Origin of the sequence: Burkholderia sp. AU6039, from assembly GCF_002223365.1 — a bacterium.
GTDB lineage: Bacteria > Pseudomonadota > Gammaproteobacteria > Burkholderiales > Burkholderiaceae > Burkholderia.
This window is the reverse complement of sequence record NZ_NKFK01000005.1, coordinates 123,390-141,522: the sequence shown is the minus strand read 5'-3', so window position 1 is coordinate 141,522 and position 18,133 is coordinate 123,390. Positions and strand designations below refer to the sequence as shown.

General features: G+C 65.1%; 20 protein-coding genes and 1 pseudogene. 7 read left to right on the top strand and 14 right to left on the bottom strand.

Annotation, left to right across the window (positions count from 1 at the left end; all coding sequences use genetic code 11):
* Positions 1 to 55: 55 nt before the first annotated feature.
* The 12 genes and pseudogenes from CFB39_RS18365 to CFB39_RS18315 all read right to left on the bottom strand — a co-directional run.
* Complete coding sequence (locus CFB39_RS18365; RefSeq protein WP_144030273.1) at positions 56 to 349, bottom strand: hypothetical protein; 294 nt, start codon at positions 347 to 349, stop codon at positions 56 to 58.
* A 67-nt stretch (positions 350 to 416) separates the two neighbouring features.
* Entirely contained in the window at positions 417 to 623 is a 207-nt protein-coding gene (locus CFB39_RS18360; protein WP_089473903.1) for a hypothetical protein, read from the bottom strand.
* A gap of 9 nt (positions 624 to 632) precedes the next feature.
* Entirely contained in the window at positions 633 to 845 is a 213-nt protein-coding gene (gene rpsU / locus CFB39_RS18355) for a 30S ribosomal protein S21 (protein WP_006754722.1), read from the bottom strand.
* Positions 846 to 878: 33 nt separating this feature from the next.
* Positions 879 to 1,088 carry a hypothetical protein gene (locus tag CFB39_RS18350; protein WP_089428588.1) on the bottom strand — a complete coding sequence of 70 codons (210 nt, stop codon included), beginning with the start codon at positions 1,086 to 1,088 and terminating at the stop codon, positions 879 to 881.
* A gap of 47 nt (positions 1,089 to 1,135) precedes the next feature.
* Positions 1,136 to 1,414, bottom strand: coding sequence for a hypothetical protein (locus CFB39_RS18345; protein WP_089473902.1), 279 nt, complete (start codon positions 1,412 to 1,414; stop codon positions 1,136 to 1,138).
* Between the two features lie 528 nt (positions 1,415 to 1,942).
* Positions 1,943 to 2,146 carry a cold-shock protein gene (locus tag CFB39_RS18340; RefSeq protein WP_089428591.1) on the bottom strand — a complete coding sequence of 68 codons (204 nt, stop codon included), beginning with the start codon at positions 2,144 to 2,146 and terminating at the stop codon, positions 1,943 to 1,945.
* Positions 2,147 to 2,420: 274 nt separating this feature from the next.
* A complete protein-coding gene (locus CFB39_RS18335; RefSeq protein ID WP_089429199.1) occupies positions 2,421 to 2,705 on the bottom strand; it encodes a hypothetical protein in 285 nt (94 codons plus the stop codon).
* 307 nt (positions 2,706 to 3,012) lie between these two features.
* Positions 3,013 to 3,930 carry a hypothetical protein gene (locus CFB39_RS18330; RefSeq protein ID WP_089473901.1) on the bottom strand — a complete coding sequence of 306 codons (918 nt, stop codon included), beginning with the start codon at positions 3,928 to 3,930 and terminating at the stop codon, positions 3,013 to 3,015.
* 25 nt (positions 3,931 to 3,955) lie between these two features.
* On the bottom strand, positions 3,956 to 4,480 hold the full coding sequence (locus CFB39_RS41160; RefSeq protein WP_306426927.1) for a DUF6396 domain-containing protein: 525 nt from the start codon (positions 4,478 to 4,480) through the stop codon (positions 3,956 to 3,958).
* 15 nt (positions 4,481 to 4,495) lie between these two features.
* Positions 4,496 to 4,993 carry a tetratricopeptide repeat protein gene (locus CFB39_RS41155; RefSeq protein WP_306426926.1) on the bottom strand — a complete coding sequence of 166 codons (498 nt, stop codon included), beginning with the start codon at positions 4,991 to 4,993 and terminating at the stop codon, positions 4,496 to 4,498.
* 75 nt (positions 4,994 to 5,068) lie between these two features.
* A complete protein-coding gene (locus CFB39_RS18320) occupies positions 5,069 to 6,379 on the bottom strand; it encodes a sel1 repeat family protein (RefSeq protein WP_179257691.1) in 1,311 nt (436 codons plus the stop codon).
* 79 nt (positions 6,380 to 6,458) lie between these two features.
* Positions 6,459 to 6,647 (bottom strand): annotated as a pseudogene (locus CFB39_RS18315) (hypothetical protein); the annotation flags it as partial.
* A 115-nt stretch (positions 6,648 to 6,762) separates the two neighbouring features.
* Here CFB39_RS18315 and CFB39_RS18310 point away from each other — a divergent pair.
* From CFB39_RS18310 to CFB39_RS18295, 4 genes are all read left to right on the top strand, one after another.
* The gene (locus CFB39_RS18310) at positions 6,763 to 7,071 is read left to right on the top strand and encodes a hypothetical protein (RefSeq protein ID WP_089473899.1); all 309 of its coding nucleotides are present in this window, start codon (positions 6,763 to 6,765) and stop codon (positions 7,069 to 7,071) included.
* A 193-nt stretch (positions 7,072 to 7,264) separates the two neighbouring features.
* The gene (locus CFB39_RS18305; RefSeq protein WP_089473898.1) at positions 7,265 to 9,649 is read left to right on the top strand and encodes a DNA polymerase II; all 2,385 of its coding nucleotides are present in this window, start codon (positions 7,265 to 7,267) and stop codon (positions 9,647 to 9,649) included.
* Positions 9,650 to 9,736: 87 nt separating this feature from the next.
* Entirely contained in the window at positions 9,737 to 10,852 is a 1,116-nt protein-coding gene (locus CFB39_RS18300; RefSeq protein ID WP_089473897.1) for a J domain-containing protein, read from the top strand.
* A gap of 275 nt (positions 10,853 to 11,127) precedes the next feature.
* The gene (locus CFB39_RS18295) at positions 11,128 to 11,451 is read left to right on the top strand and encodes a DUF4148 domain-containing protein (protein ID WP_089428596.1); all 324 of its coding nucleotides are present in this window, start codon (positions 11,128 to 11,130) and stop codon (positions 11,449 to 11,451) included.
* 106 nt (positions 11,452 to 11,557) lie between these two features.
* On the opposite strand, the gene CFB39_RS18290 is transcribed toward CFB39_RS18295, so the two are convergent.
* Together CFB39_RS18290 and plcR are read right to left on the bottom strand one after the other, a co-directional pair.
* Positions 11,558 to 12,934: a pectin acetylesterase-family hydrolase gene (locus tag CFB39_RS18290; protein WP_089473896.1), complete on the bottom strand. Its 1,377-nt coding sequence runs from the start codon at positions 12,932 to 12,934 to the stop codon at positions 11,558 to 11,560.
* Between the two features lie 66 nt (positions 12,935 to 13,000).
* Complete coding sequence (gene plcR, locus CFB39_RS18285; protein WP_089473895.1) at positions 13,001 to 13,717, bottom strand: phospholipase C accessory protein PlcR; 717 nt, start codon at positions 13,715 to 13,717, stop codon at positions 13,001 to 13,003.
* A 430-nt stretch (positions 13,718 to 14,147) separates the two neighbouring features.
* Here plcR and CFB39_RS18280 point away from each other — a divergent pair, with 430 nt between their 5' ends.
* The 3 genes from CFB39_RS18280 (at position 14,148) to CFB39_RS18270 (ending at position 18,043) form a co-directional block, all read left to right on the top strand.
* Entirely contained in the window at positions 14,148 to 15,374 is a 1,227-nt protein-coding gene (locus tag CFB39_RS18280) for an amino acid deaminase/aldolase (RefSeq protein ID WP_089473894.1), read from the top strand.
* Between the two features lie 75 nt (positions 15,375 to 15,449).
* Complete coding sequence (locus CFB39_RS18275) at positions 15,450 to 16,856, top strand: D-arabinono-1,4-lactone oxidase (RefSeq protein WP_089473893.1); 1,407 nt, start codon at positions 15,450 to 15,452, stop codon at positions 16,854 to 16,856.
* Complete coding sequence (locus CFB39_RS18270) at positions 16,853 to 18,043, top strand: MFS transporter (RefSeq protein ID WP_089473892.1); 1,191 nt, start codon at positions 16,853 to 16,855, stop codon at positions 18,041 to 18,043. Before CFB39_RS18275 ends, CFB39_RS18270 begins: the two co-directional genes overlap by 4 nt.
* Positions 18,044 to 18,133 lie beyond the last annotated feature (90 nt).

Genomic DNA, 18,133 nt, shown 5'->3' with positions numbered 1-18,133 from the left:
CGCCGGCTCGACGCCGACCGGCACCCGCGTGCCGCCCGTGCGAGCGCGGCCACGCTCAGACATGCTCCCGCAGGTAGCGGATGCACTTCATCCGCAAACTCGACCGGTCTGCCAGCGCATCCCGTGGCGCGCCCGTCCCCGTCGATTCAGCGTCGTCGACCGGGCGGGCCGCCTTCGCGATCTGAAGGGAAGCATGCCCTATCCAGACACGATCGCGCCAATCGCATTTCGCACGATGGATAACCAGCCAGCCTTGCAGCGATTCGACGAGTTGAAACGACGACAGCCACTCGTGCGTCTTCCGTTGCGTCACGAGTTGCAATACGACGAGGAAATAGAGCAGATCCACGTACTTCGTCGTGACACGCATGGTTCGCCCTTGGGTTGTCGATGCTCGCGAGCGCGTCGTCGTCAGCTCATCCCTGGACGCTGAGCGCCTTCTCCAGCGCGGCAATCAACTTGAACGCATCGTCGCGTCCGATCAGAAAACCGCGGCTGGTGTACTCGCATCCGAACGCATAGAAGCTCGGCAGCAGCGTCACCATGTCCTTCTGCCGATCGAGATCGACCTGGCATCTGGTCAGCGGGAAAAACGGGGGCGCCTCGGCCGGCATGGTGTACATGATGCCCTCCTAGTACATTTTGCGCGGTGGCAACATGCGCTTCGCGCGCAAGCGCTGTCTGGCCACGGCGCTCGCCTTTTTCCGCTTGCGTTCCGTCGTGGGCTTTTCATAGCCCGTGCGACTGCGCAACTCCCGAATCAGCCCGGTTTTCTCGATATCGCGCCGAAATCGTCGCAGCGCGACATCGATCGGTTCGTTGACCTTCAGCGTAACGGTTGTCATGGTGATCCTGTTTTCGAATGGTTGAACGGCACACTAGCCGAGTCGTGTCATGACGGCACTCGCGATCTCGTCGGACTCGAACTCCGAATATCCGGCTCCGATCGACAACGCGCGTACCGCCACGAACATTTGCAGTTCCTGCTGATGGCACCGCGCTGAATCGCCGATCCCGGTGGGCAGGACGGCGTCGGTCCTGATGACCTCATGCCGCCTGATCAGGCCGAGCAGTTCATCGATGATCATTTCGTCCTCCGAATTGACAACACATCGCGTTGCCTTGGCGGTTTGCCTCAAGGCGTGCCGGAAAAGAAGCCTTGCTTGTCGCGATTGTCGTCGATGATGTTTTCCGCGTAGCGCAGCGAAGCACGACGTGCATCGCCGGCACTGCCGAACGGGGCGTTGTCGCGCAACCTGAAAGTCTGGCTGTGCGTCAGCGTATCGCCGCGCAGGCAAATCTTGACTGCCGCATCGAAACCGGCATCGTAGTTGTGCGGGCTGCCATCCAGCGCCGGCGCGTGAGGGTAAATCAGTGGATAGATCTCGAATCCACGGTAGACATGCATGCTCATGACAAGCTCCTGGCGTCCGGCCGCGACGAATCGCACGGGCGAACAGGGCCGGCCAGCATCCCCGTAACGGGGCGGGCCAGTGAGGTGAAAGGGACAACGTTGCAGCGCGGAGGCGGGGCGATGCAGCAAACAGGTAGATGGAGGAGCGAACGACCGGCTTACCAGGGTCGATCGGATGAACCCATCATACGCGCATCATTTGCCGACCGTCCAACTTATTCCGGATGACGCACAAAACCCATGGACGCGCCGCCGGTACACGATGTCGGGTTGCGAGGTGTCGCGCGGAGCGCGTCGCCTTGTCCCGACGAAGACGGTCACGATCGGGCCGGCGTCGCCAGAATCGCTCTCCCGGCGAAGCAGCCGGTGGCCGCCTCTCGACTGACGGAATGATCCGGATCGCTATTGCGGAGCCGGCGTGCGCTTTTTCGGACGCGATTGCGTATCCAGGGCCGGCTTCGGCGGCACGTGGCGCAAGGAGCGGCGATTGCGCGCCGCTCCGTGAACGAGGCGGACGGCTCAGGGCGATTACAGCGGGGTGATGTTCGATGCCTGCAGGCCTTTGGGGCCGCTCTTCGTTTCGTAGCTGACTTTCTGGCCTTCGGCGAGGGTCTTGAAGCCGTCGCCGCGAATCTCGGAGAAGTGCGCGAACAGATCGTCGCCGCCCTTGTCGGGCGTGATGAAGCCGAAGCCCTTGCCATCGTTGAACCACTTGACGGTACCGGTATCCATGTTAGATCTCCTGAAAATGAACGTGCGTAACGCACCCTGACGGGTCCGGGAAAAGAATCAAGGAGGGGGAGGACAACGAATACCGCAGGCTACGGTCGATGATGAGCAGCAATCGCGCTTCTTGAATACTTCACCGACCGACAGTACGTGCCATCACAGAGCGTGTCAAGCGCTTTCGGCGCAAGGGCGGACTGCGCCGCCGCCGTCCGGGCGTCACCGATCGACGCTTCGACGGGACGCGCATTCGTCGACCACGGCCATCCCTGCGGCGACATCAGAGGGTGGCCAGCAAACACAGTTGATGCTCTGTCTCGGTTCCATTGATCAGCGCAAAGAACCCGGTCTCCCGACGCTCGACCACCGAAAGGCCCTCGGCGGCGGAGAAGACGTTCCACGCAACGTCATCGACATGCGCGAACCCTCCACGCGCGCGCGCGAACGCGCGCAACATCGGGCTCGCTTCGCGGCGGAGCACCAGGCGGTCCGCATTCAATACATAGGGGGGCCAGCCGGCACGAAGGACGAGGTAGCAGGGAATGGAGCTGCGATCGATTTTCATGGGGGCGCCGTTTCGTCCGGATCCGGTTCGTGCAAGCCAGGGCACTGCCTGCTTCAAAGTCGACGCCACATCCACCATGCCGACCCGGGGCATCGATGCCCCCGCACGCCCCAACGCCCGGACGATGTCACGCCCGAATGCGAGGACTGTTCCATGGAACCGGCGACAAGGCTAGCCCCACTATACGCGCTGCCGCTGTCGCGCACACCTTCGCGGCGACCCGGCAGCAAGGAACCCGTGTGATTCAGTTTGTCATGGTTCCGATTCGATCCGGCCCCTCAAACGACTCGCGCGCGACAACCTGAAGCTACGGCGACGGCATGCCCTGCGGGGTTTCAACCGTGTCGCGGCTCACGGACGCGTAGAACACGCGGAACCACACCCAACAAGCCACAAAGGCACTGCCAAGAACCACGATCGCCATCGTTCCGGACAACACGCCCGCCCCCAGCATGCCGCCAAGCAACTGCACCGCCAAATAGAACACCACCGAAGTGGATGCCATCGCCGCGAGCGACGCGCCCAGCAGACGCCAGCCGTGCAGTCGCACGAGGTCGCGAGGCAGGCCGAGTCGCGTTCCCGCAAAGACCAATACCGCGGGAACGGCAACCGCGCCAACGTAGCCGAACATCATGCGCGCGAGGTCATCGTCAAAATAGTCGAGCAACATCGGCACCGTCGTCGTCATCAAGAGCAGACATACGCTGGCGAACAGCCACGCCGCGAGGCCGGCAATGGGCCGCGCCGCGCGACCTCGCGGCGCCTCGGGGAGCGCATCGTGGCGAAACATGCGCGTGACGAGCCGCCATGCGAACCAGGCTACGAGCGTATAAAGGGCGGCGCTCACCGGCGCGATGAGGTTCACGATGACCGTCAGACGGGTGCCATTTCTGGCCAGACTCAGCAGCGCCACCTGGACGATGAATATCTGTGCGATCTGCCAGACCAGCAGGCATAACGCATAGCTCGCGAGCAGCCTCGCGGGGCGACGGAACGCAAGCTGATCGCGATGCTCCCCGTGCCATCGGACAATCAGATAAACCAGGCCCGTTCGAAACACCAGGTTCTGGATGAAACTGGCCAGTTGCAACGCCAGCATCCGCGTGTCCAACGAGAACCTCGTCAACTGCACGTAGAGACCGGATAGAAACAGCAGCGTGATGATGAACGCTGCGATGAGTGCCGCCGCACCGGGTAGCGAGACGGGCCGAGTGGGTGAATTCATGTGGACTCCGGGGTCGATGAGGTAATCAGCCGTGCGATGTCGGGCTGCCGGGAAGCGGTAGTCCCGTCGCGGGGTCGCGATGCTTGGCTTTTGCCAATTCGTTGATGAGTTCGCCCGAGGGTTTCGGGGGCGGTGTGGCGGCGTCTTGATCCTTTTGCCACTGGAATGTGCCGTCCCACGCAGGGAGCTTTGCAGGCGGCAACGGAACGATCTTGTCCAAGTCGGGGACCTTGGGGTTACGGCCGTCATTGGCTCGAAGAAATTTCCCGATGACGTTGTATCGGTGAACACGCTCAGGATCAACGTGAAGGTCAAGATTGCTTACCGGGTCGTTCCCGCCACTTACATCAAACGCGCTCTCGAGCAAGAGCGCCGATTGACTGCTGCCTGCCGCAACACTCATTTGAAATGCTTTGGCAGCATCACTGAATTTCTTGTCGGTCTGAAGACTCACGCCAAGGTAGTTCGCCGCCTCGGCATGACCCTGCTCCGCTGCACATTGAAACATCTGAAGAGCGATGTCAGGCGCAGCGTCGACTGGATCAAGCAAGTTCGCAACGTAATATTAAGCATCGGCGCTGCCCAGATCAGCCGCTTTACGAATATACCGGCGCGCGGCATCTTCATCGCGCTGGAGGCCATAGCCGTTCAGCAGGTAGTGGCCAATATCGTAATAGCCGCTAGCGACACCCGCCGTGATCAACTGCTCGGCAAGCTCGACACTCTCCTTCTCGGCGTCAGGTGACGACGCTGCCCCGGACGAAATCAGAATTTGTAGATTGTGATTGGCCTTGTAATGCCCGAGCGCTGCTGCAATCCGGTAGTAGCGAGCGACGTCGTTGAGACCTTTCTGCGCTTCTTCTTTCTCAAGATACCGGGCGTATTGAAATAATTTGTCCGCCTCCGGATCGAGAGGGGGCAGATGATCGACCTCGTGGACGCAGGCGAAGGCCAGATTCAGACGTACCGCGCTCACATCAGGTAACGGACTCGCGGCGTTTTCGCTCTTCGAGCAAGCTGCCAGCAGACACGAAATCAGGAGGACGATACGCGTTCTGCGCATGATTGATCGAGCCTGTTTCGCGTGGCCGCAATCGAGCTAGCGATAGCGGCCACGCAGCATTGTGGATTGAGTCGATCAAACCTGATCAAGGTATGCCACAAGTTCCCACGAAACCTGTTCGACGTGCTGGCGCGTACCCATCATGCTGTCGAGTATCGCCATCTTTCTCGGTTCATGCACGATGACGGACGGCAATGCGTCTCCCTTCAGAAATCGACGTTCCGTATCGCCGGTCTGACCGCTACCGAGTTTCGCGCACCATACTCCGTCTTCCGGGCAAGGTTGGCCGGTGCGCGCCACTGCACCCAACGGCAGGCGGGACGCGACATTTTCTGGTTGCTCGACCTGTGACGTCTTGTCTGCCGATCCCGGAAGCGGCAACCCGGTCGCAGGATCGAGATGCTTGGCTTTCGCCATCTCGTTGATGAACTCATCCGAAGGCTTCTGAGGCGGCGTAGCTGCGTCTTGCTCCTTTTGCCATTGGAATGTGCCGTCCCAAGGTGGCAGCTTCGCGGGTGGCAATGGAACGATCTTGTCGATATCGAGAACCTTGGGGTTCCTGGTTTCATGATCGGTCAGGAATTTCCAGATAGCTTCGTAGCGCTTTGATCGCTCGGTGTCCACCGAGAGGCCCAAGTAATAGAGTTCGTCTTTGGGCGACGAAGAAACAAATCCATTTTTTAAATACGAGGCAGAGGTTACATCCCCGGCCCGAACTCCTGACTGAAATATTTTCACCGCCATTTGATAATTTGCTTGCTCCTGAAGATTAATTCCGAGCACCCCGGCAGCCTCGCCATAGCCTTGATCAGTAGCGCACTGTCGCATCTGCCTAGCAATATCGGGAGCCCGATCGTGTGGCGCAAGTTGCTCAGCGACGTAGGTTTGGGCCTCAGGATTTCCCAAGTCGGCCGCCTTCCTGAAATACCGCAAGGCCATCTCGGTGTCTTGCTTTAACCCATAGCCTATTTCAAGGTAGTGCCCGATGTCGTAATAGCCACCAGGAACGCCATCATTGACTAATTTTTTTGCAAGCTCAACAGTTTCCTTTGCTCCATCCGGGGAATTGGCCATCCCTTGAGAAATCAATTTCTGCGCATTAGAATTAGCCTTATAGTGGCCATACGCTGCAGCAATTCGATAGTATCGAACGATCTCATTGAAATCCTTTGGACCATCAAGTTTCTGTAAATACCGTCCATACTGAAACAACTGATCTGCCTTCGGATCAAGCGGTGCAAGGTGTTCGGCCTCATGGACGCACGTGAATGATAGATTGGCCCGTACGGCCGACATATCGGGTAGATTCGATTCCACTGAGTCTTCCTTTGGGGTGCAGGCACACGCCAGCAACACAACCGCATAAATTGAGAGCGACTTTCTCATTTTTCAATCTTTGTAGGAGCGTTCGTTTGACATGCGCATGAAACGAACGATTGAAGCGTATGGGGATTTAACGCCGTGTCTTGAGCTGGACATCGTTCGACGTCGACACGCAGTCGATCATGAACAGGTAATCTCGACCGATACGGGACTGCCCATATACCCGATGGGGGATCAGAACATTGCTGCCAAGCGGAGTATCAAGTTTGAGAAGCCGCTCCTGCTGGGCCAGCCCTCCCGTAATCGCCCCGATCACGCCGTGCGCATCCATAGCGCCTCTCTCAGAATTATGTTGTTCTTGACTGACGATTCTACGAATGACGATTCTGTGACGTCAATCGGGCGGAATTCAAATAATTGAAAACTGTAACTATTCATTCATCCATATGAATGGCTTTAGTAATTTAACCCTGCTGCTCCGCACAACCCATTCGCACCTGTATCCCGGTAGCACAGTGACCCTCGGCAATGATGCGCCGCGCAATGCGACGCCGCATCCCGCCGTCATCGAATTCGCGGACGGATCCGGCGCCACAGCCATGCTTTCCCGCGTCGACGATGACGCGCTCGAACTCGCCGTCGACGAATACGTCACGCAGAAGCGCCACAAGGTCGTCGCGCGCCGCTGGCTGCTACGGCCTGCCGATACCACGCGTACGGCATGGCGTGTCGCCGAGCGGCTGCCCGCCGCCTGACTTTCGCACCCGCACGACGCCCACCAGCGGCGATGCCCGCCCCCTTACGCCCTGTCATGATCGTTTGCCTCGCGTCCGTTGCCGGCCCCTCGCAGAATGCGGTGACGTCGTGACGCTCTCGCGGCCGGCGCCTGCGGTTCCCCCGCCCAAGCGCTAAAATCCGCCGCCTGGGCATCCACCACGAGCAAGCGTTTTGACGGCGTTCGAGCAGGGTTTCATCCTCACCCGCCACTGGCGGGACACCGCATCCGGCATCGAGATCGAGTTCTGGCTGGCAACCGAACACGGTCCGCGCCGCGTACGGTTGCGCCCGCAGGAAGCCGTCGCGTTCATTCCGGCCGAACAGCAGGCGCTCGCCGAACGCGCGCTGGCCGGCGAGCGCGAGGCCGAGTTGCGCCCGCTCGCGCTGCGCGACTTCCGGCAACGCCCGGTCGTCGGCCTCTATTGCAAGCGCTATCGCCATCTGTCCGGGCTGCAGAAGCGTCTCGCGGCAGCCGGCGTCGACGTCTACGAAGCCGACGTGCAGCCGCCCGACCGCTACGCGATGGAGCGCTTCATCACCGCGTGCGTGCAGTTTCGCGGACAACCCGGCCCCGACGGCACGCTGGCCGGCGCCGAGCTGAAAACCGCCGACGGCTATCGCCCGGCGCTGCGCTGCGTGTCGCTCGACATCGAAACCAGCGTGCACGGCGAGCTGTATTCGATCGCGCTCGAAGGCTGCGGGCAACGGCAGGTCTACATGCTCGGCCCGCCGAACGGAGGCGACAGCGACGCAGCAAACGCCGTCGACTTCAACCTCGACTACTGCGACACCCGGCCCGCGATGCTCGCGCGGCTCAACGAATGGTTCGACGAACACGATCCCGATGCGGTGATCGGCTGGAACCTCGTGCAGTTCGACCTGCGCATCCTGCATGCCCATTCGGAGCAATACGGGATCCCGCTGAAGCTCGGGCGTGGCGGCAGCGTGCTCGACTGGCGCGCGCACGGCCAGCAGCCCGACCACTTCTTCGCGGGCGCGGCCGGCCGGCTGATCCTCGACGGCATCGACATGCTGAAATCCGCGACGTGGACGTTCCCGTCGTTCAGCCTCGAATACGTGTCGCAGGCGCTGCTCGGCGAAGGCAAGTCGATCGACAACCCGTACCAGCGGATGGACGAGATCCAGCGCCGCTTCGATCACGACAAGCCGGCGCTCGCGCGCTACAACCTGAAGGACTGCGAGCTCGTCACGCGCATCTTCGACAAGGCCGACCTGTTGTCCTTCGCGCTCGAACGCGCGAGCGTGACGGGCCTCGCGGCCGATCGCACCGGCGGGTCGGTCGCGGCCTTCACGCATCTGTACCTGCCGCGCATGCACCGGCTCGGCTATGTCGCGCCGAACCTCGGCGACGTGACGGGGCAGAACAGCCCCGGCGGCTTCGTGATGGATTCGCGCCCCGGGCTGTACGACTCGGTGCTCGTGTTCGACTACAAGAGCCTCTATCCGTCGATCATCCGCACGTTCCTGATCGATCCGGTCGGGCTGATCGAAGGGCTCGCGCATCCCGGCGACGACGCGTCGGTGCCCGGCTTTCTCGGCGCGCGCTTCTCGCGTACCGCGCACTGCCTGCCCGATATCGTGCGCCGCGTGTGGGAAGGCCGCGACGACGCGAAGCGGCAGCGCAACGCGCCGCTGTCGCAGGCGCTGAAGATCATCATGAATTCGTTCTACGGCGTGCTCGGCTCGACGGGCTGCCGCTTCTTCGATCCGCGCCTCGCGTCTTCGATCACGATGCGCGGCCACGAGATCATGCACCGCACGCGCGAGCTGATCGAAGCGCAGGGGTACGAAGTGATCTATGGAGACACCGATTCGACGTTCGTGTGGCTCGGCCGCGCGCACGATGACGACGAAGCCGGCACCAAGGGCCGTGCACTCGTCGAGCACGTGAACCGCTGGTGGCAAACGCACCTGCGCGAAACCTTCGGGCTCGAGAGCGCGCTGGAGCTGCAATACGAGCGGCACTACCGCCGCTTCCTGATGCCGACCGTGCGCGGCGCGGAAGAAGGCAGCAAGAAGCGCTACGCGGGCCTCGCGGCAGCGGCCGACGGCGGCGAAGACCTCGTCTTCAAGGGGCTCGAAACGGTGCGCACCGACTGGACGCCGCTCGCGCAGCAGTTCCAGCGCGAGTTGTACCGTCGCGTGTTCAGCCGCGAGCCGTACCAGGATTTCATCCGCGACACCGTGCGGCGTACGCTGGCCGGCGAATTCGACGACCAGCTCGTCTACCGCAAGCGCGTGCGCCGGCCGCTGCGCGAGTACGAGCGCAACGTGCCGCCGCACGTGCGCGCGGCGCGGATCGCCGACGACTTCAACCAGGCACAGGGCCGACCGCTGCAGTATCAGCGCGGCGGCTGGATCAGCTACGTGATGACGACGGCCGGCCCCGAGCCGCTCGAAACGATGCGTTCGCCGATCGACTACGCGTTCTACCTGAGCCGCCAGTTGCAGCCGGTGGCCGACGCGATCCTGCCGTTCCTGCGCGACGACTTCGAGCGCGTGATCTCCGGGCAGGGGCAGTTGTTCCAGGAGTAGCCCTGCCATGTCGGGCAAGGGAGACACGGCGGGCCGGTTAAAATACCGCGCTGCTGCGCGTCCTGCCGCAGCCGAAGGAGATTCATCATGACCGCACGTCGCGGAACAGCGGTCGCCATCGCGCCCGGCCACGAGGCAGCCAGCCTGTCGAACGCCCAGAAAGCATTCAATACGCTCGTCCAGCAGATCGAGAAGCGGCGCGAGCGGCTCGGCGCGTGGGAAGCGGCGATGCCGGCCTTCCAGAAGAAATTCGTCGACGAGCTGTTGCCGCTCGAACAGACGTCCACCGCGCTGCGGATCCGGTTGCTCAATCAGCTCGACGACGCGTATCTGCAGAAAGGATTGAGCAAGGCGGAACAGCACACCCTGTCCGGGATGATCGCCAGCATGGCGCGCGACTTGCTCGACTTCAGCGACGACGCGCAGTTGAAGGCCATCCACGCCCGGCACGGCGCCGCCGATCACGGCAGCAACGCAGCAGCCGAGCCGGTGCCGAAGCCGAAGTCGGAACCGACGCCCGGCGTGACGAAGGAAGACGATCTCGACGCGCTGTCGCCCGAAGAACTCATGGCGCGCATGCAGGCCGACCTGGACGCGCAGTTCGAGCGGGACATGGCCGAGCACGCGGCCCGCGAGGCACAGCGCGCCAAGCGCAAGAAAGCGCCCCGGCAATCGGCCGCGCTGGCGAAGCGCGAAGCCGAGCAGGCCGAAGCGAGCCGGTCGATCCGCGAGGTCTACCGGAAGCTGGCGAGCGCGCTGCACCCCGATCGCGAGACCGATCCCCAGGAACAGGAACGCAAGACCGTGCTGATGCAGCGGGTCAACCACGCTTACGCGAACGGCAAGCTCCTGCAACTGCTGGAGCTGCAACTGGAGATCGAACAGATCGACCGGCACGCGATCAACGGCCTCGGCGAGGATCGGCTCGCGCGCTACAACGGCATCCTCGAAGATCAGCTTCGCGAGCTGGACCAGGAGATCCAGGACGTCGAGACCGGTTTCCGGCGGACTTACGGGATCGCGCCGTCGGTCAAGGTCGCGCCCGATACCATCATGCGCATGCTCACGCGCGACATCGCCGGCACGCAGCGCAGCATCCACGACCTGAACCTGACGCTGCGCGAGTTCGACGATCCGGCGAACGTCAAGGAATGGCTGAAGGACATGAAGCGCCAGCGGGCCTTTCCGCGTTTCGACGACTAGCCGTGCCGGGCAGGCATGCGTCTGCCCGCCGAACATCGCGTGCGTAGCCGGTCTGACGCAACGGCGGCGTGCCCCGCATCGATCGGCATTCCACGCGAGTCAACCCACCCGGAACCGGGCACCAAGGACGCCGTATTTCCCCCACTGTCACGGATTCAGGAACACAGTTGGACAGGAATCGGCATTTATCCGGCCGATCCGGGTTCCTAAACTTGTCTCGTCGGTTCAGCCAGCCGCCATCGCGCCGAACCGCAACGAAACCGCCTGAGGAAACCGTGAAATCCATCATCGTCACCATCGCCACCGTCGCCGCTACCGCCACCGCCCTCCTCGCCGCACCGGCCGTGTCGTACGCGCAGTCGTCGCACTCGACGCTCACGCGGGCGCAGGTTCGCCAGGAATTGTTCGACCTCGAATCGGTCGGCTACGAGCCGATCGCCGCTGATGGCGACAACTATCCGGGTGACATCGTCGCCGCGCAGGAACGCCTGGCCGCCAAGCGGCTGGCCGAGCGCAAGAGCGCCGAGGCGGCCTACGGGTCGAACGGTGTGCCCGGCACGGATTCAGGCGCGCCGGCGGTTGCGGTGGTGAAGCCGTAACGTAACGCCGCTCCGCACGGCCACGCATCGACGCAGGCGAGCGGCCACGACACCCGGCCGCCGCGCTGCGCCGCGCTCGCCCGTTCGGGCGAACCGCCGCTTCACGTCACGCCCGGTGCCCCGAGATCGGCCCCGCTTCACCGGTCAGGTTGAAGATGCTGTCGATCCACGCGAGAAACGTCGAGAACGTGAAATCCGACCCCTGCTGCGTGCGGAACGCCTTCATCACCGGTGTCTCAGCCGGGTCCTGCTGGTTCAGCAGGTTGTCGACGAAGGTGCCGATATCCGCGTCGATGCCGTGCTCGTGGATCCCCGACCCGGTGAAGCTGACCGCCGTCACCTGGTGGTTGGCGATGAAGTCGTTGCGTGCCCCCGGCATGAAGTAGCCGAAGTTCGGCAACGGGTTCAGCGTCTGCTTCAGCCCGTCCAGCTCCTGCTCGAACATCGCGAGCGACAGTGAATCCTTCGTCGCGTCGTCGGGCGCCGCGATCACGGCCGGCACGAACGCGCGATAGTGATACGCGGCGATGATCTTGTCGCGCTGGTAGCTCGAGAAGCCGAAGCGGTCGTGCGGGAATGTCGCCGACAGCGCCGCATACGCGCTCCCCATGTTGCCCGGATCGAAATGGCGGGTCAGCCGGCTGTTCACGGTGATCATCCCGTCGGGGCCCGTCATCCCCCACTCGGTGCGCACGCGGTCGTACAGGCCGACCGACGGATGCGTGGCCGCGTCCGCGTCGAACGGCGTGTTGAAGACCGTGCCGGCGTCGTCGAGCAGCGAACTATGCGCCTGCGGCTGCAACGTGTTGCGCAGCGTCGCGTAGTTCGCGAGCGTGCCGTAGCCGCCCGCGCTCATCCCGTACACGAGCAGCCGGTTCGGCTTGCCGAAGCCGTGCGACGTCAGCCACTGCGCGACGGCCTGGATGTTCTTCAGCCCGCTGTAGTGCTGCAATCGCCAGTCGCCGCTCGGCGACGTGTAGTTGCGCACCGCGCTGCCCATGTGGATATCTCCGGTGCAATAGGGCACGAAAACCTGTGTCCACTGCTGCGTCTCGACCTTCGGTTCGCCGACGAGAATATGCGCGAGATCCATCCGCGTGAGCAGCGGCGACAGGAACGACGACAACAGGCTCTGGTTCGCGGTGCCGTTCATGTAGTTGTGCGGAATGCCGTCCGGGTTGAAGCCGCCGAGGCCGGCCTCGGCGCCGGTCGACGTCTGCGTGCAGGTGCCGTAGTCCCAGCACGCGCCGCCCGGCTCCATCATGTACAGCAGGTTGTCCGACTGCGCGCGATTGACGTAGAAGCGCATCGGCGTGCCGTTGCCGCACGACGCACCGGTGCTCTCCGGCAACGTCACTTCGTACCACGAATAATACGGAACTGCCGGATCCGGCATCGTCGTATCGGCGGCGTGACCGTTCAGTGCCGCGCAACCGAGCAGCGTGGCAACGGCCGCGCGCAGCAGGCTTCGTGCTGTAGACATCTCCCCTCCTTGTCGATGGACATAACGCGGCCGCCAGGCTTCGCCTCGGCGTCGCGGATTCGGCGCTCAGTGCACGCCGGACGATGAAGCGCCGTCGAACAGCTGGACCCGCAACGCCTGCAGGCGCTGCGCGATGGCGGCTTGTTGCTGGTCGGGATCGGGAACGCTCGCCTGAACCTGCCGGACGACGTCGCGGCTCTGCTGTTCGTACGAGAGATAGCGCGGGTCCTGCGCCGGCGACGGGCCGACCGTCTGCCGCGCATAGGCGTCCCATTGCGCACGCATCGACCGGATCGCCGCGCCGCGCGTCGCGGGATCGGCTTCGGTATCGGTGAGCAGCGCCGCGCTCAGCGCCTCGGCCTGCACCGGCACGATCTCGTTGCGCGCGACATGGTCGGGGAGTGCGTCGAGAATCCGGTGCGCGAGCGCGGCGCGCTCGGCTTGCGGCATGCTGTTGCGGCGATCCCCATACGCGGCAACCTCGTCGCGAAAGCGCGCGAACGCGACGATGCGCTTCACTTCGGCATCCGCGTCGGGGCGCCCCGCGAGGCTGCGGCGCAGCGCGTCGACGTCGAGCCGCCGCTCCTCGGGGCCAGGCGTCGCGGCGCCGGTGCCGAACGCATCGGCGGTGCCTGGCTGCGCGCTCGCCATCGTGGTCGCTGCTGTGCCGGACGACGCGGCTTGCGCCGGCGTCGCCGCTTCATATCGCCAGACTGCAACGACGACCACGCCGATCGCCGCGATCGCGACCGTGCGCCGCCAGAGTGCCCTGTTCTTCTTCACGTCGCCTCCTCGTCACGTCATGCCGTTCTTCGCCGGTGCATCCGCGAGTAGGTTCTAGGTCGAATCCGGCATCCCGTCAAAAGCGGATCTAGAACGCCGGCACTAAACCTGCTCGCAGCGGCCTCGCCCCGCAAGACGTTTGAAACGCGTTTCGTGGTCGTTCGGCCAGGCGCGCCATGTCGCACGTCACGCCCGTCCGGCGGCGGTTCGGGCCGATACGTACCGTGTGCGCCGCGACACCAAGCAAGCAGCGATCCAGCCGCACGGCGTGCGGTGGTCACAGATGGGCGTGACCGATACGGATGGCCGGATAAGACCCGTCGAACGACCCGCTGAGCGCTTGGTCGTCATTTTGGCCAGCCCTATGCTGGTTTCCGACACGCGCCGAACGGTCGGCGCGACGCCCACCCCACCCAGCCGAGCCCGTTCCATGAGCCGTGCAGACCTTCCGCATCGCGCACCCGCCGCCGTCCACGACTATCCGACCTATCGCGACGCGCTCGCGGGCCGCCGGCTACCTGCCGCATTCGTCGACCTCGACTGCCTCGACGCGAACCTCGCCGACCTGAAGCGCCGCGCACGCGGCCTGCCGATCCGGCTCGCGACGAAGTCGGTGCGCTCGCGCGAGCTGATCGGCGCGGTGCTCGCCGCCGGCCCGTTCATGCAGGGGCTGCTGTGCTACTCGGCCGCGGAAGCCGCATGGCTCGCGGACGGCGGGTTCGACGACATCGTCGTCGCGTATCCGACCGTCGAGCCCGACGACCTGCGCGCGGTCGCCGCCCAACTGAGGCGCGGCCGCTCGATCACGCTGATGGTCGACGCCGCCGCGCAGGTCGACGCGATCGACCGCATCGCCCACGACGAGCGCGTGACGATCCCGCTCGCGATCGATCTCGACATGTCGTCCGCGTATCCGGGCCTGTACTTCGGCATGTACCGCTCGCCGGTGCGCGACGCGGCCAGCGCACTCGCGCTCGCGAACCGCATCGCCGAGCGGCAGCACGTGCGGCTCGACGGGTTGATGGGCTATGAAGGACAGATCGCCGGCGTGGCCGACACGGAGCCTGGCAGCAGCGCCCGCAACGCGCTGGTGCGGCACCTGAAGCGCCGCTCGGCGCGCGAGATCAACGCGCGCCGCCAGGCGGCCGTGCAGGCGCTCGCGGCCGCCGGCCACGCGCTGCGCTTCGTGAACGGCGGCGGCACCGGCAGCATCGAGAGCACGCTCGACGACGCATCGGTCACCGAGCTTGCGGCCGGCTCCGGCCTCTACGCGCCGGCGCTGTTCGATCACTACGCGGCGTTTCACGCGCAGCCGGCCGCCGGCTTCGCGCTGCCGGTCGTGCGGATTCCGCAACCGGGCATCGTGACCTGTTCGGGCGGCGGCTATATCGCATCGGGGCCGGCCGGCAAGAGCCGCCTGCCGAGGCCGTGGCTGCCGGCCGGCTGCACGCTGATCGACAACGAAGGCGCGGGCGAGGTGCAAACGCCCGTGCGCGTGCCGCGCGGCGTCGCACCGGCGATTGGCGATCCGATCCTGTTCCGCCACGCGAAGGCCGGTGAGCTGTGCGAGCGCTTCAACACGCTGCTGCTGATCCGCGGCGGCCGCGTGGTCGGCGAGGCGCCCACCTATCGCGGCGAAGGCAAGAGCTTTTTCTAGCGGGCCGCGCGGCCCGTCGTTCAAAACCGGTCAACCCGTTCAACCTATTCAAACGACAACCACGGAGACAAAGCCATGTGGCGCAACTGGTCGGGATATGTCTGCAGTCCTGATGCAACCGTGTCGACGCCTGCGTCGCCCGCCGGGCTCGCGGCCGTGCTGCGCGACGCGGCGGCCGCCGGCGCCACCGTGCGCGCGGCCGGCGCCGGTCATTCGTTCTCGCCGCTCGTGCAGACCGACGACGTGATCCTGTCGCTCGACGCGATGCAGGGCGTGATCGACGTCGACCGCGACCGGCGCGTCGCGCGCGTGCAGGCCGGCACGCGGCTGTGGGCACTCGGCCCGGCGCTCGCCGCGCACGGCCTCGCGATGGAGAACCTCGGCGACATCAACGTGCAGTCGCTCGCCGGCGCGACCAGCACCGGCACGCACGGCACCGGCATCACGCTCGGCAACCTGTCGACGCAGATCGACAGCCTGACCTTCATGTGCGCGGACGGCAGCGAGATCCGCGCGAGCGCCGACACGCATCCCGACCTGTTCGCCGGCGGCCGGATCGGGCTCGGCGCGCTCGGCGTGCTGACGGAGATCGGCCTGCGCCTCGTGCCCGCGTTCAAACTGCGCCTCGAGCGCGGCGGGATGCAGCTCGACGACTGCCTCGCGCAAGCGGATGCGCTGATCGCGAAGCATCGGTCGTTCGAGTTCTACTGGTTCCCGCATACGGACACCGTGCTGACCAAGGCATGGGACATGACCGACGAACCGGCCGACGCGGTGCACTGGGCGAGCCGCGCATCCGAGTCGTTCCTCGAGAACACGGTGTTCGGCGCGCTGTGCGGGCTCGGCCGGCGCGTGCCGACGCTGTGCCCGGCGCTGAGCCGGCTGTGCGCATCGACGGTGTCGGCCGGCCGCCACGTGGATGCGAGCTACGCGATGCTGTCGACGGTGCGCCGCGTGCGCTTCAACGAAATGGAATGGTCGGTGCCGGCCGAACGCGGCGCCGATGCGCTGCGCGAGATCCGCGCGTTCATCGCGCGCCGCAGCTTCCCGCTGATGTTCCCGCTCGAATACCGCTGGGTGCGCGGCGACGATATCTGGCTGAGCCCCGACTACGGCCGCGACAGCGTGCGTATCTCGGTGCACCAGTATCGAGGGATGCCGTTCGACGCGTACTTCTCGGGCGTGCAGGCGATCTGCCGCAATCACGGCGGGCGGCCGCACTGGGGCAAGGTGCATGCGATGAAGGCCGCCGAGCTGGCGGCGTGCTATCCGCATTGGGACGATTTCCTCGCGCTGCGCGAACGGATGGACCCGCATGGCCGCTTCCTGACGCCGTACCTGCGCACGCTATTCGGCCTGCCGCAACGCGCAAGCGTAGCCTCAGCCGCGTGCGCCACACCGGCCCGCCGAGGGACACACCCGATGCACGAAACGGCCGGCATCGCACAAGATCGGCCGCGATCCAACCAGGAGGCCTCATGAGCACCGCCACCCTGCATGCCGCCGCACAGTCGCGCCCCGATCCGTCGACCGGCGCCGTCGTTCGTCTCGCGTTCGCGTTCGCCGCGGCCACCAACGGCCTGATCCTGTCGCCGTTCCTCGTCGCGGCCGTGATGACGCGCTTCAGGCTCGACGAAGGCACCGCGACCGCGCTCGTCAGCGCCGAGATCCTCGGCATCGCGATCAGTTGCGCACTGCTGTCGCACCGGATCGCGCGCGCCGCGCGGCCGTTCACACTGGCCGGCCTGGTCGGCACGATCGCCGGGCAGGCGCTCAGCGCGGTCGCGCCCGGCATCGTGTCCGCGGCGCTCGCGCGCGGGATGACGGGGCTGTTCGAAGGGATGCTGTTCGTCGTCGTCGCGTCCGGCGTGTCGCAGCGCGCGTCGACCGACCGCCTGTGGGGGCAAATCAACCTGCTCGCGGGCGTCATCAATGGCGGCATCCTCGTGCTGATCTCCGCGTTGCCGGCCGCCTCGCTCGGGCGCGGGGTGTTCGCGCTGCTGGCGGCCGTCGTCGCCGTGCTGGCGCCCGCGATCCGCGGCATCGACGCATTCGCGAGCGCCCCCGCGCAGACCCACGCGCACGCCGGCACGCTGCCGTGGCGGCCGGTGATCGCGATCTGGGTCGTGACCGCGCTCGTCTACGGCGTGCAGGCATCGCAATGGGCGATCGCCGGCTTCGTCGGCGAGCGTGCCGGGCTGTCGCCGACGACGATCGGCGTGCTGCTGTCGGTGTCGTCGCTGCTCGGCTTCGTCGGCGCGGCGATTCCGTCGCATCCGGCCAGCCACAAGCACCGCCTCGCGCTGATCTGGGCCGCGCAGCTTGCGATGATCGCGTCGATCGAATGGTTCTTCAGCGCGCGCGGCGGCAGCGCGTACTTCCTGAGCCAGTTCGTGCTGAACAGCGCGTTCTTCGTGATCGTGCCGTTCCTCACCGGGATGCTGTCCGACGTCGACCCGGACGGCTCGCTGGTCGCGCGCACGCTCGTCGTCACGTTCTTCGCGGCCGGCATCGGCACCGCGCTGTCCGGTGCGCTGCTCGGCCGCTTCGGCGGCTCGCGCGTCGCCCACGTGCTGTGCGTGGCCGTGCTGGCCGCCGCCCCGTTCGTGCGGCTCGCGCTGCGCCGCGCGGCGCCCGGCGCGGTGGCGCGCGCGTCGACGTCGCCCTGACCGCAGTGCGACATGGCGTGGCCGCGACGCACCACGCGAATGGCCGCCGCGGCCGTGGCCCATGCAAATTCGGCTTTCACCATTCGTTTC